This is a genomic window from Pandoraea captiosa, assembly GCF_902459775.1.
GTDB classification, from domain to species: domain Bacteria; phylum Pseudomonadota; class Gammaproteobacteria; order Burkholderiales; family Burkholderiaceae; genus Pandoraea; species Pandoraea captiosa.
In genome coordinates this window covers 112,071-126,047 of the sequence record NZ_CABPSQ010000007.1, presented here as the reverse complement: position 1 = coordinate 126,047, position 13,977 = coordinate 112,071, and the positions used below count along the sequence as shown (strand labels likewise).

Here is a 13,977-nt window from a genome sequence, read left to right as displayed (position 1 = left end):
TTATCGCGCGCGTACGCAGCGATGCGGGTTCGCGGGGCATTTCGCCCTGCAAACCCAACCGTCGTTCGACACTGTGAATGTCAAGGGCCAAGCGCTCGAATAACCCCTCCAATTTACGGAGTTGTCCCGAAGACTTATGCACAAATTCTCGCTGCGCCGCCGCAAGTGAGAGACGAAGCGGGGGTACCGTCGACGTCATTCATAAGCTATTGATCAAAAAGCATTTTTGAATCGAGAAAAGTCAGGACGACGAGCGACGCGAGGACCGTGTGGTGAGGCTCGCGAGCGATAATCCCCACAGTTCTCAACATAGTTATCCACAAGCGATTCGACGTCGGCGGAAAGCCGACTCAAATCCGGGGTTTACCGGCACTTCTCAGGATTCACTTTAAGTTTGACCCGAGCCGACGATCCGTCCGACCCGTCCAACGCATCTAACGACGATGCGCTTTTCCCGGCGACCGAGCCTCGCACCGGTGTGCCCGCCATCGCCCGCGTCGCGCTAGACACGCCGCTCCTCACCCTGTTCGACTACCGTCTCGATCAGGCCGCGAGCCCCGGTCAACTGGTGCAGGTTCCATTCGGACGACGACAGGTCGTGGGCATCGTCTGGGAATTGACGCAGCGCAGCGAAGTCGACCCGAAAAAGCTGCGCGACGTGACATCCGTATGGCATGAATTGCCCCCGCTCGCCGACGACTGGCGCGACCTGATGCAGTTCGCCGCGCGCTATTACCAGCGCGGTATCGGGGAAGTCGCGCTCCCCGCGCTTCCCGGACACCTGCGCACGCCGATGCGTTGGCCGCGACTGCTTGCGCAGCGGGGTGTGCAGCGCTACCGCATTGCGCACGGCGCGCTGGGCACGCTGATGGACAACGTGCCGTCCCGTCTTCGTGCCCAGCGACGATTGGCCGAAGGTCTCGCCCAGGCCGGCACACTCGACGCCGATGAAGCCCGCGCCCTTTGCTCGAAAGCGGCCGACGTGCTCAAGCAGTGGGCCGCCGCCGGCTGGGTGGTTGTGGAGACCGTGCCGTTTCACGAGGCGGTGCATGAATCCGATGGGGCCGACGTACTCGACGACGCCGACGGCAGCACCACGAACCGCGACGGCACGAAAATGCTCACCGCCGGACAGGCCGATGCGGTCGCGGCGATTCACGACGCCCTGATCGCCGCCGGCGCGCAACGTCTCGAACCTGCGCACGCGAGCGACGCCACGGCCGCCGCTTCTACGGCCTCCTCCGCTTCCTCCGCCCCTACCACTTCCACCTGCCCGCCCTTCCTGCTCTACGGCGTAACGGGCAGCGGCAAAACGGAAGTCTATTTACGTGCCGTGGCCGAAGCGCTGCATGCGCCGGCGTCGGCGCGCGCGCAAGTGCTCGTGCTCGTGCCGGAGATCAACCTCACGCCGCAACTCGAAGGCGTCTTCCGGGCCCGGTTTCCGCACGAGACACTCGTGACGCTGCACAGCGGTCTGGCCGAGGGCGAGCGCGCCAGGCACTGGCTCGCGGCGCATCGCGGCGAGGCGCGCATCGTGCTCGGCACGCGACTGGCCGTCATGGCGTCGTTGCCGCACCTGCGACTCATCGTCGTCGACGAAGAACACGATCCGTCCTACAAACAACAGGAAGGCCTGCGATATTCGGCGCGCGATCTGGCGATCTGGCGGGCAAACCGCCTGCGCATTCCGGTCGTGCTCGGTTCGGCCACGCCGTCGCTCGATAGCTGGAGTCGCGCTGAGCAGGGCCGTTACGTGCGCCTGTCCATGCCGGAGCGCGCAACACCGGACGCCGTGCTGCCGCGCGTGTCGCTCATCGACATGGACATCGAGCGCAAACGACAGCGCGTCGTGCATGAAGGACTGTCGCAACCGCTGCTCGCCGCCATCCGCGCACGCCTGGAAGCTGGCGAGCAGAGCCTGCTGTTCCTGAATCGCCGTGGCTACGCGCCGGTACTCAATTGCGACGCCTGCGGCTGGATCAGCGACTGCCGCCGATGCAGCGCCCACATGGTGCTGCACAAGCCCGAGAGACGCCTTCGTTGCCACCATTGCGGCGCCGAATCGCGCATTCCGCACGCCTGCCCGGACTGCGGCAACCTCGATCTCGCGCCCCTCGGACGTGGCACGCAGCGTATCGAAGAGGCACTCGCCGAACACTTCCCCGACGCGCGGCTCGCCCGTATCGACGCCGACAGCACGCGCCGCAAAGGCAGCGCGCAGGCGTTGTTCGCGCAGGTGCACGCCGGCGAAGTCGACATCCTCATCGGCACTCAGATGGTGGCGAAGGGGCACGACTTCCGGAACGTGACGCTCGTGGGGGTGGTGAACGCCGACAGCGCCCTTTTCTCGCACGACTTCCGGGCGGCCGAACGCCTCTTCGCTCAATTGATGCAGGTCGCAGGCCGCGCCGGGCGTGCGGCGCGTGCCGACGGCCCGGGCGACGTGCTGATCCAGACACGATACGCATCGCACCCGCTGTTCGCATCGCTCATGCGCCACGACTATGCGGGCTTCGCGGCGCAGCAACTCGAAGAGCGTCGTATGGCATTGCTGCCGCCATACACCCATCAGGCGTTGCTCCGCGCCGAAGCCCGCAAGCTGGACGACGCCATGACGTTCCTGCGGCAGGCCCGCGAAATCGCCGCCGAACCGGCGCTGCACGACCCGCGCATCTCCCTGTGGGACCCCGTTCCCATGACGATGGTGCGTATCGCGGGTACCGACCGGGCGCAACTCGTCGTGGAGAGTCCGCATCGCGGCGCCCTACAGCGCTTTCTCACCCAGTGGATGAGCGAACTTCGCGCGCTCAAAGCGCCCGTGCGCTGGCATCTGGAGGTTGATCCACTCGAAATATAAAACGGTATATATCGTTCCGAAAATTTGACAACATCGGAAGAATGTCAGACGATGCGAGCACTACAGAGCGAATAAAGCGCTGCACGTCGAACGGTTCACGTCATCTGCACGATAAAACGTCCCACAGGAGACATCCGATGAAGTCGCACGACCGGCGCGCCGCCCCCACGGCGCCACAAGCTGTCGCATCCTCCCTCGTCCCTCCCGAATACGCCTTTGCCGAGTCGCCCGCCGAATCTCCCGTGGCGGAGGTATCACGGCGTCGCTTTCTGCGACGTGCCGGCGCCCTCGGCGTGGGGGCCAGTCTGGCGGGCCGCGCGCTGGACGTTCTCGCCGCCACCGCTGCGCCGCAAACGGTCACGCTACCGTTCGCCAACGGTGAACGCGAGCTCGTCGCGTATCCGCAGAAGCGCCCGCTGATTCGGCTCACCGCGCGTCCGCCGCAACTGGAAACGCCCTTCGAAGTCTTCAACGACGAGCTGATCACGCCGAACGACGCCTTCTTCGTGCGCTACCACCTCGCCGGGATTCCCACCGACATCGATCCGGCAAAGCATCGCATTCGCGTGGGCGGCAGCGTTGGCAAGCCGCTCGATATCTCGCTCGCCTCGCTCAAGAAAGACTTCGGCCCGCCCGTCGAACTCGTTGCCGTGCATCAATGCTCGGGCAATAGTCGCGGTTTCTTCGAGCCACGTGTCGGCGGCGGACAGATCGCCAACGGCGCCATGGGCAATGCGCGCTGGCGCGGTATTCCGCTCAAGCGAATTCTCGAGCGCGCGGGCGTGTCGCCCAACGCGAAACAAGTGACCTTCGAAGGCCTCGACCGGCCAATCGTCCCGGCGACGCCCGAGTTCGTAAAAGCCCTCGATCTCGACCACGCCATGGACGGCGAGGTGATGGTCGCCTTCGCCATGAACGGCAAGGATCTGCCGATGCTCAACGGTTTCCCGGTGCGTCTGGTCGTGCCCGGCTACTACGGCACGTATTGGGTGAAGCATCTGGCGGACATCAACGTCATCGACAAAGTCTTCGACGGCTTCTGGATGGCCACGGCGTACCGGATTCCAGACAACGACTGCAACTGCGTCGAGCCCGGTAAAGCGCCGGAAAAGACGAAGCCGATCGGCCGTTTTACCGTTCGCTCGTTCGTGACGAGCCATACCGATGGCCAGCACGTGGCCGCAGGCAAGCCGACGCGTGTGCGCGGCATTGCGTTCGACGGCGGCGAAGGCATTCGTGACGTGCAGTTCTCGAGCGACGGCGGCCAGACCTGGCAGGCGGCCAGTCTGGGCAACGAACTCTCGAAGTATTCGTTCCGCGAGTGGACGGCATCGTTCACGCCACCGAAAGCGGGCGAGTACGTGCTGAAAGTTCGGGCGACGAATCGCGCGGGCGTGACACAGCCGCTGCAATCCTTGTGGAATCCGGCCGGCTATCTGCGCAACGGTGTCGAATCCGTGCGTGTGGTTGCGGCATAAGGCGGGGGGACGATCATGAATCATCTGAAATTCGCGCGCAGCACAACGCTCGTGCTCGGGCTCGTGGCCGGGCTGTGGGGCGCCCTCGCCGCTGTGCCGGCCCACGCCCTCGACATCAAGTTGCCGCAGGAGACGGCACAGCTCAAGGCCTCGACGCTCGCCGGGCATCAGGCGGCGAGCGCATGGTGCGCAATGTGCCACTCCATCGACTACATCAACTCGCAGCCCCCGATGCCGTCGGCCTTCTGGAACGCCGAAGTCACGAAGATGGTGAAGGTCTACGGCGCCCCGATTCCGGAAGACCAGGTGAAACTCATTTCGGAGTATCTGGGCAAGACCTACGGGACCGACCAGAAGTAGCGGAATGCCGGGAGGAAGATCGGAAGGAATACCGGGAGTGATACCGTCGGTGCAACCGCATTTTTGACTCTGGTTGCACCTCTTTTGAAACCCGGTTACGATGCCGCACAATTCACCCGCTATGGGTGTCACGTTTCGCGTCATCGGATAACCTTCTCATGGCTAACACCACTCTCGGCGTCAAAGTCGACGACGTCCTGCGCACCCGGCTCAAGACGGCCGCCCAGCAAATCGAGCGCACCCCGCACTGGCTCATCAAACAGGCGATCTTCGCGTACCTGGAGCGCATCGAGAGCGGCGCACTGCCGCCCGAACTGAGCGGTGCAACCCAGTCGGGCACCGAGGTCATCGATGGCCACGCCGGCGACGACACCGTCCCGCATCCATTCCTCGAATTCGCGCAGAACGTGCAACCGCAATCGGTGCTGCGCGCGGCGATCACGGCCGCGTACCGTCGCCCCGAACCGGAATGCGTGCCGGTGCTTCTCGGTCAGGCCAAGCTGGCCCCGGCCACGGCGACGCAAGCTTCCGATCTGGCGCGCAAGCTCGTCGTCGCGCTGCGCGGCAAGAGCACCGGTGGCGGTGTGGAAGGCCTGATCCACGAATTCTCGCTGTCCAGCCAGGAAGGCGTGGCGCTGATGTGTCTGGCCGAGGCGCTGCTGCGCATTCCCGACAAGGCCACGCGTGACGCCCTGATCCGCGACAAGATCAGCAAGGGCGACTGGCACGCGCACATGGGCAATTCGCCGTCGATGTTCGTCAATGCCGCCACCTGGGGCCTGATGATCACCGGCAAGCTCGTCACGACGACCAGCGAAGCCGGCCTCACCAAGGCGCTCACCCGGCTGATCGGCCGCGGCGGCGAACCGCTCATCCGCAAGGGCGTGGACATCGCCATGCGTCTGATGGGTGAACAGTTCGTCACCGGCGAAACCATTTCCGAAGCACTCGCCAACAGCCGCAAGTACGAAGCGCAGGGCTTCCGCTACTCGTACGACATGCTTGGCGAGGCCGCGACGACCGAAGAAGATGCCCTGCGTTACTACGCGAGCTACGAGCAAGCCATTCACGCCATCGGCAAGGCGTCGGCCGGGCGCGGCATCTATGAAGGTCCGGGCATCTCGATCAAGCTCTCCGCGCTGCATCCGCGTTATTCGCGTAGCCAGTACGAGCGCACCGTCGCCGAATTGCTGCCGCGCGTGCAGGCGCTCGCCAAGCTGGCGCGCACTTACGACATCGGCCTGAATATCGACGCCGAAGAAGCCGACCGCCTCGAAATCTCGCTCGATCTGCTCGAAGCCCTGTGCTTCGATCCGGAACTGGCCGGCTGGAACGGCATCGGCTTCGTGGTGCAGGCGTATCAGAAGCGCTGCCCGTTCGTGATCGACTTCATCATCGATCTGGCGCGCCGCAGCCGTCACCGCATCATGGTGCGACTGGTCAAGGGCGCTTACTGGGATACGGAAATCAAGCGCGCACAGGTCGACGGCCTCGAAGGCTACCCGGTCTACACGCGCAAGATCTACACGGATGTCTCGTACCTCGCCTGCGCGAAAAAGCTGCTCGCGGTGCCGGACGCAATCTATCCGCAGTTCGCGACCCACAACGCCTACACGCTCTCCGCGATCTATCACCTCGCGGGCAACAACTACTACCCCGGCCAGTACGAGTTCCAATGCCTGCACGGCATGGGCGAGCCGCTGTACGAGGAAGTCGTGGGACCGATCGCCGCGGGCAAGCTGGCGCGACCGTGCCGCGTCTACGCGCCGGTCGGCACGCACGAAACGCTGCTCGCCTATCTGGTGCGCCGTCTGCTGGAAAACGGGGCGAACACGTCGTTCGTGAACCGCATTGCGGACGAGACCGTCAGCGTCGACGAGCTGATCGCCGACCCGGTGTCGGAGGCCGAGAAGGTGCAACCGCTCGGCGCGCCGCACGCCAAGATTCCGCTGCCGCGCGATCTGTACGGCACGTCGCGCGCCAATTCGTCCGGCTTCGATCTCTCGAACGAACACCGCCTCGCTTCGCTGTCGTCCGCCTTGCTCGCGAGTGCCGGTACGCCGTGGCGTGCGGCTCCCATGCTGGCCGACGGCGAGCGCACTACGGGTACGCCTCGTGCCGTGCGCAACCCGGCCGACCTGCGCGACGTGGTCGGTCAGGTCATCGAAGCGACGTCGGCCGACGTGGAAGCCGCCCTGGCTCACGCCGTTGCCGCCGCGCCGATCTGGCAAGCCACCCCTGTCGAGGCACGCGCCGACTGCCTGATGCGCTCGGCGGATCTGCTCGAAGCGCATATGCCCACGCTCATGGGCCTGTGCGTTCGCGAAGCAGGCAAATCGCTGCCCAACGCCGTGGCAGAAGTGCGCGAAGCCGTGGACTTCCTGCGCTACTACGCCGCGCAGATTCGTCAGGGCTTCTCGAACGACACGCATCGCCCGCTCGGTCCCGTGCTGTGCATCAGCCCGTGGAATTTCCCGCTCGCGATCTTCGTCGGTCAGGTCGCTGCCGCACTGGCCGCCGGCAACCCGGTGCTCGCCAAGCCGGCAGAGCAAACGCCGCTCATCGCCGCCGAAGCCGTGCGTCTGATGCAGGCCGCCGGCATTCCCGCCGGTGCACTGCAATTGCTCCCGGGCACGGGCGAGACGGTCGGCGCGGCGCTGGTGGCCGACGCGCGCACCAAGGCCGTCATGTTCACCGGTTCGACCGAAGTCGCCCGCATCATTGCGCGTACGCTGGCCGACCGACTGGACGCCAACGGCCGTCCGATTCCTCTCATCGCCGAGACCGGTGGTCAGAACGCCATGATCGTCGACTCGTCGGCGCTGCCCGAACAGGTCGTGTACGACGTGCTCGCGTCGGCCTTCGATTCCGCCGGTCAGCGTTGCTCGGCACTGCGCGTGCTGTGCCTGCAGGACGATATCGCCGACAAGACGCTGCACATGCTCAAGGGCGCGATGCAGGAACTCGCCATCGGCAACCCGGATCGTTTGTCCATCGACGTCGGCCCGGTCATCGACGCCGAAGCGCAGAACGGCATCAATCGTCACATCGAACAGATGCGCGGCAAGGGCTTCCCCGTGGAGCAGCTCACGCTGCCGGACGCCGCCCGTCATGGCACCTTCGTGCCGCCGACGCTCATCGAACTGACGGACCTGAAGGCGCTGCAACGCGAAGTGTTCGGCCCGGTGCTGCACGTGATCCGCTTCAAGCGCGCGCAGCTCGACAAGCTGCTCGATCAGATCAACGGCACCGGCTATGGCCTCACATTCGGTGTGCACACGCGCATCGACGAGACCATCGCTTACGTGACGGAGCGGGCGCACGTCGGTAACGTCTACGTGAACCGGAACGTGATCGGCGCCGTGGTCGGCGTGCAGCCGTTCGGTGGAGAAGGTCTGTCTGGGACGGGTCCGAAAGCGGGTGGCCCGATGTACCTGCCGCGACTGCTCGCGACGCGTCCGGCAGCCCTCGCGCCGGAACTCAATCGCAATGAGGCGGCACTCTCCCCGCTCGCGAGCTATCGCGACTGGCTGCGCCAGCAACCGGATAGCGCCGCCGCCATCGATCGTGTCGACCGTTATCTGGCGACATCCGCCCTCGATGCGACGGCAGTTCTGCCCGGCCCGACCGGCGAGCGCAACACATACGGCCTCGAGCCGCGCGGTCCGGTGCTGTGCGTAGCGGCCTCGACACTCGGCGCACGAACGCAACTGGCTGCGGTACTGGCGACGGGCAACAACGCCGTGTTCACAGATAGCGCCGCCGCACGTGATCTGGTGAATGCGCTGCCCGCGTCGCTCAAGGGGCGCGCCACGCTGCTCGCCGCCGATGTGGACGCGGCCGCCGAGCCGTCGCTCGCGGCGGTGCTGTTCGAGGGCGACAGCGACGAATTACGCGCGCTGAACCGCCGCATTGCCACGCGCAACGGTCCGATCCTGTCGATGCAGGGCCTCTCGCCCGAAGCGCTGGCAGCCGGTGACGACTATGCGCTGGAGCGTCTGCTGTGCGAGCGTTCGGTGTCCGTCAATACTGCCGCTGCCGGCGGTAACGCCAACCTCATGACCATCGGCTGATTCGACGTCATTCGCCGGATTTGGCGACGTTTCCTCCCGGAAACGTCCTAAATCCGGCGGTCCCATCGCGCACGCCTCAAGGCGCATATTGCGATGGCGACGGCCACGGCGACCGCAACGGCGCCTCCTCGGCTGAAGCGCCGAGCGCCATCGCCTCTCCTGCCTGCTTCCCTCCCCGCGCTGCTCTTCGCCGCTCCATCGCGACACCTGCGCAGCATTTCTTCAATCGCCGATCGCCCGCCGCACCGCTAAATGCGTATATGCGCAATTTGAGCGATTTCGGAGTATCTTCGCGCCCTCCCCCGACATATAACGCGTCTCACCGTCATAGAGCGGTTAACCCGCGCCGGCGACACGCATCGCTGGCCATCGCGGACGTCTGCACGCGTTGCACCGCTTTCGTCATGCCGGAAGCACGCACGACGCACGAGGGCGCCGCACAAGGAGGCAACATGTCCGTATGGAACCCTACGGCGGTGTCGTTCACCGTCTACTTGCTATTGATGCTGGTCATCGGCTGGCTCGGCTACCGGCAAACCAACAATCTTTCCGACTACATTCTCGGCGGACGCCGTCTCGGCAGCTTCGTCACCGCGCTGTCCGCAGGCGCCTCCGACATGAGCGGCTGGCTGCTGCTCGGACTGCCGGGCGCCATTTACGTGGGAGGGTTGTCCGGCGTCTGGATCGCCATCGGACTGGCGCTCGGCGCATGGGCCAACTGGCGGCTGGTGGCGGCGCGGCTGCGCGTTCACACGGAAGTCTGCGGCAACGCGCTCACCCTGCCCGAATACCTCACGCAGCGCTTCGACGACCGCAGTCACGTGTTGCGCATCGTCACGGCGCTCGTGATCCTGATCTTTTTCACCATCTATTGCGCATCGGGTGTCGTCGCGGGTGCGCGGCTGTTCGAAACGATGTTCGGTCTCGATTACCACACGGCGTTGTGGATCGGCGCTGTGGCCACCATTGCGTACGTATTCATCGGCGGATTCCTGGCCGTGAGCTGGACGGACACCGTGCAGGCTTCGCTGATGTTCGCTGCGCTGGTCGTCACACCGATTGCCGTGATCAGCATCGACGGCGGCCCGACGACGGCGATCGATGCCGTCACCGCCCTGCACCCGGCCCACACCGACTGGTTCGGCGATCTTGCCCCGATCGGCGTGCTGTCGTTGCTGGCCTGGGGCCTGGGCTACTTCGGCCAGCCGCACATTCTCGTGCGCTTCATGGCCGCCCGCTCGGCGGCCGCGATTCCGCAGGCGCGCCGTATCTGCATGTCGTGGATGGTGCTGTGCCTGACGGGCGCAGTCGCGGTCGGTTTCTTCGGACTGGCGTACTACAGCGCACGCCCTGAACTGGGCGCCGGGGTGAATGCCAATTCGGAGACGATCTTCATTGCGCTCACCACGCAACTCTTCACGCCCTGGCTGGCCGGTGTGCTGCTGGCCGCCATTCTCGCGGCGGTGATGAGCACGCTGTCATGCCAGTTGCTCGTGTGCTCCAGCGCGTTGACCGAAGACCTCTACAAGACGTTCGCTCGCGGCCCGGTGAGTCAGCGTCGCCTCGTGTGGATCGGTCGCGCCATGGTGCTCGCCGTGGCCGTGGTCGCCGTGCTGCTCGCCCTCGATCCGGAAAGCCGCGTGCTCGGCATGGTGAGCTATGCGTGGGCCGGGTTCGGCGCCGCCTTCGGCCCGCTGGTGCTCGCCACCTTGCTGTGGCCGCGCGTCACGCGCAACGGGGCGCTCGCCGGCATCGTGGTCGGCGCAGCCACCGTGCTGATCTGGAAACAGTTCGGCTGGTTCGACCTGTATGAAATCGTGCCGGGCTTCGCCCTTGGCGGGTTGGCGCTGTATGTCGTGAGCCGTCTGGACCGCGCGCCGAGCGCGGGGGTACTGGCCCGCTACGCCGCCGCCGAGACCCGGCTGAAGGAGATCCAGGCAGGCAAGGCGCCCGGCGCCGACGCCACCGGCGGCACCGGTGACACCGACACGCCGACGGCGCAACCTTCGCCATAATCGGGTAGCACCTCCTATCGGAATTTCTCCCTCTTGACCGGCGCGTGCAGCCAACCAATACTGCCGCGTCGGACGCATTTTGCGTTTGAACATGATGAATGCCGCCCCGGTCAACCAGCCGGGTCCAGACGGCGTTTCAAGATAGGCGTGCTGCGGCGATCCCGCAGACACGCCACTCAACGACAAACACATGCAAGGAGAGGGTTGATGCAATCGAAGCTTACGGCTAGCGCCGTCGCAGTCGCCGGGCTGCTCGCGTTTGGCGCGGCCAACGCGCAACAGGCGCAGGAAGTGAAGCTGGGCTTTGCCGCACCGCTCACGGGCGCACAGGCCCACTACGGCAAGGACATGCAGAACGGCATTCAACTCGCCGTGGACGAGTACAACGCCACCAAGCCGACCATCGAAGGCAAGCCGGTGAAGTTCGTGTTGCAAGCCGAAGACGATCAGGCCGACCCGCGTCAGGGTTCGCTCGTCGCGCAAAAGCTGGTCGATAACGGCATCAAGGGCATGCTTGGCCACTTCAACTCGGGCACCACGATACCGGCGTCGCGTATCTACGCGCAGGCCGGTATCCCCGAAATCGCCATGGCAACGGCACCGGAGTACACCAAGCAAGGGTTCAAGACGACCTTCCGCATGATGACGTCGGACATTCAGCAGGGTTCGGTCGTCGGCACGTTCGCCGTGAAGAAGCTGGGCTTCAAGAACATCGCCATCGTCGACGATCGCACCGCTTACGGTCAGGGTCTGGCAGACGAGTTCGAAAAGGCTGCCAAGGCCGCCGGCGGCAAGATCGTGCGTCGTGAGTTCGCCAACGACAAGGCCGTGGACTTCCGCGCCATTCTGACCAATCTCAAGCGCTCCAACCCGGATGTCGTGTTCTACGGCGGTGCCGACGCACAAGCCGGCCCGCTCGCCAAGCAGATGCGCGAACTGGGCATCAAGGCCACGCTGATGGCCGGCGAAATGGTCAAGTCGGACGCCTTCCTGAAGATCGCCGGCGACGCCGCCAACGGTTCGGTCGTCTCGCTGGCCGGTCTGCCGCTCGACAAGATGCCGGGCGGGGCTGCGTACGAGTCGCGCTACAAGGCCAAGTTCGGTGCCGCGCCGGAGACGTACTCGCCGTACGCCTATGACGGCGCCATGGCCATGATGTCGGCCATGAAGAAGGCCAACTCGACCGATCCGGCAAAGTACCTGCCGGTGCTGGCCAAGACGAGCATGCCGGGCGTCACCACGCGTGAGCTGGCCTACGACGCCGTGGGTGACCTGAAGTACGGCTCGATCACGCTGTACAAGGTGGCCGATGGCAAGTGGACCGTGCTGGAGACCGTCGGCGGCAAGTAAGCCTTCGATACGCTTCCGATAGCACCCCTGCCACAAGCGACAAAGACAGGCGACAAAGGCCGGTGAGGTAACTCACCGGCCTTTGCGCATTGTGCCCCCGCTTTTGAACCCGATCGCGAACCGGCGTTGGCGAGCCGCGCCAGCCTGACAGGAGGGACGCGACTTGCAAGGTCAGCAGGGACCGCAGTGCCGCCGCATCACCAGACGTCCTTGGGCAGCCGCTCGCGCAGTTCGGGCGGCATCACGTCCCGCGTAAAGACAGGTTCGGCCACCCCGGCCTTGCGCTGACGCTGATAGTCACGCCACGCGATCAGCGCATATTTCATCAGCAAGGCAATGGCAATCAGGTTGATGAACGCCATCAGCGCTGTGCCGACATCCGCCAGACTCCACACCAGCGGCAAGCTCGCCACCGCGCCGAGCATGACGGCCAGCAGCACGAGCGCACGAAAGATGTGAAGCAACCACGGGCGTTTCGTCATGTAGTCCATGTTCACCTCGGCGTAAGCGTAGTTGCCAAGCACACTGGAATACGCGAGAACGAACACGGTAATGCCGGTGAAAATGATGGCCCACTCGCCGAAATGCATGGCGAGCGCCCGCTGCGTGAGCACCGCGCCCTCGGGCGTCGCGCCGGGGGTCATCTGCCCCGAGAGCAGAATCATGAACGCCGTGGCCGAGCAAACGACGACCGTGTCGAAAAACACCCCGAGCATCTGCATCAGGCCTTGCTGCACCGGATGCTTCGTCGTCGCCACCGCCGCTGCATTCGGTGCGCTGCCCATGCCCGCTTCGTTCGAGAACAGGCCGCGCTTCACGCCCATGAGCACGGCCTGACTCACGGCATACCCGGCGATCCCGCCTGCCGCCGGCTCCAGCCCGAAAGCGTGACGCCAGATCATCGAGATCATGCCGGGAATCTGATCCATGTGAGCGATGCAAACGAATGCAGCGAGACTGAGATAAGCCAGCGCCATGACCGGTACGATCCATTGCGCGACCCGCGCCACGCGCCGCACACCGCCGTAGATGATCGGCGCGGTGACGATCACCAGCAGGATGCCGATCCATTGTCGATCCCAGCCGAACGATGCTTCGAGCGCCTCCGCAATCGAGTGCGACTGTACCGAGTTTAGGGCGAAGCCGAAGGTGTACAGCAATGCGATGGCAAACACCACACCGAATTTGCGCGACCCGAGGCCGAGCTGAATGTAGTACGCCGGGCCGCCCCGGAACGTGTCGTCCCGATGCGCAATCTTGAAGATCTGTGCGAGCGTCGATTCCACGAACGCGGACGCCATGCCGAGCAACGCCGTCATCCACATCCAGAAAATCGCCCCCGGCCCGCCGATGGTGAGCGCCATGGCGACACCGGCGATGTTGCCGGTCCCGATGCGGCTCGCCAATCCTGTCGCAAACGCCTGAAACGGCGAAATGCCGGACGCGGCGCCGGACGTGCGCAACAACGCAACGCTGTGTGCGAATGCACGACACTGAATGCCGCCGAATCGAAGGGTGAAATACAACCCTGCGCCGAGCAGGGCAATCACGAGGGGATAACCGCCCAGCACCCCGCCAATGGCGTCGACCGCCGATTTGAGCCAACTCTCCATGGATAGCGTCTCCTGTCGCAATCATCGAAACACTGACTGCCCCTCGGGAATGAGCGGCAAGGGACGGAGAATCGCAAGGATTCGGCGGATTCGACAGAAAGGCGCAGCGTTTTGCGTTTATTCCTATGCGCGTGTGACGCAAAAGAGACCGGCAAATAAAAAAGCCGCTCGGCATTCGCCGGGCGGCCCAAAGACAAGGCAAGGAGACATCGGGACGTAGATTAACCGGGG

7 protein-coding genes are annotated in these 13,977 nt (G+C 64.8%); 6 read left to right on the top strand and 1 reads right to left on the bottom strand.

Features of this window, described 5'->3' with window-relative positions; all coding sequences use genetic code 11:
• The first annotated feature begins 394 nt into the window (after positions 1-394).
• From PCA31118_RS18045 to PCA31118_RS18020, 6 genes are all read left to right on the top strand, one after another.
• Complete coding sequence (locus PCA31118_RS18045; protein WP_150626482.1) at positions 395-2,857, top strand: primosomal protein N'; 2,463 nt, start codon at positions 395-397, stop codon at positions 2,855-2,857.
• Positions 2,858-2,994: 137 nt separating this feature from the next.
• Positions 2,995-4,335, top strand: coding sequence for a SorA family sulfite dehydrogenase catalytic subunit (gene sorA / locus PCA31118_RS18040; protein ID WP_246190298.1), 1,341 nt, complete (start codon positions 2,995-2,997; stop codon positions 4,333-4,335).
• A gap of 15 nt (positions 4,336-4,350) precedes the next feature.
• Positions 4,351-4,695 carry a SorB family sulfite dehydrogenase c-type cytochrome subunit gene (sorB, locus tag PCA31118_RS18035; RefSeq protein WP_150626481.1) on the top strand — a complete coding sequence of 115 codons (345 nt, stop codon included), beginning with the start codon at positions 4,351-4,353 and terminating at the stop codon, positions 4,693-4,695.
• Between the two features lie 158 nt (positions 4,696-4,853).
• Positions 4,854-8,768: a trifunctional transcriptional regulator/proline dehydrogenase/L-glutamate gamma-semialdehyde dehydrogenase gene (putA, locus tag PCA31118_RS18030; RefSeq protein ID WP_150626480.1), complete on the top strand. Its 3,915-nt coding sequence runs from the start codon at positions 4,854-4,856 to the stop codon at positions 8,766-8,768.
• A gap of 452 nt (positions 8,769-9,220) precedes the next feature.
• Entirely contained in the window at positions 9,221-10,783 is a 1,563-nt protein-coding gene (gene putP, locus PCA31118_RS18025) for a sodium/proline symporter PutP (RefSeq protein WP_150626479.1), read from the top strand.
• Between the two features lie 207 nt (positions 10,784-10,990).
• The gene (locus PCA31118_RS18020; RefSeq protein WP_150626478.1) at positions 10,991-12,133 is read left to right on the top strand and encodes a branched-chain amino acid ABC transporter substrate-binding protein; all 1,143 of its coding nucleotides are present in this window, start codon (positions 10,991-10,993) and stop codon (positions 12,131-12,133) included.
• A gap of 197 nt (positions 12,134-12,330) precedes the next feature.
• On the opposite strand, the gene PCA31118_RS18015 is transcribed toward PCA31118_RS18020, so the two are convergent.
• The gene (locus PCA31118_RS18015; RefSeq protein WP_150626477.1) at positions 12,331-13,746 is read right to left on the bottom strand and encodes an alanine/glycine:cation symporter family protein; all 1,416 of its coding nucleotides are present in this window, start codon (positions 13,744-13,746) and stop codon (positions 12,331-12,333) included.
• Between the last annotated feature and the right edge of the window lie 231 nt (positions 13,747-13,977).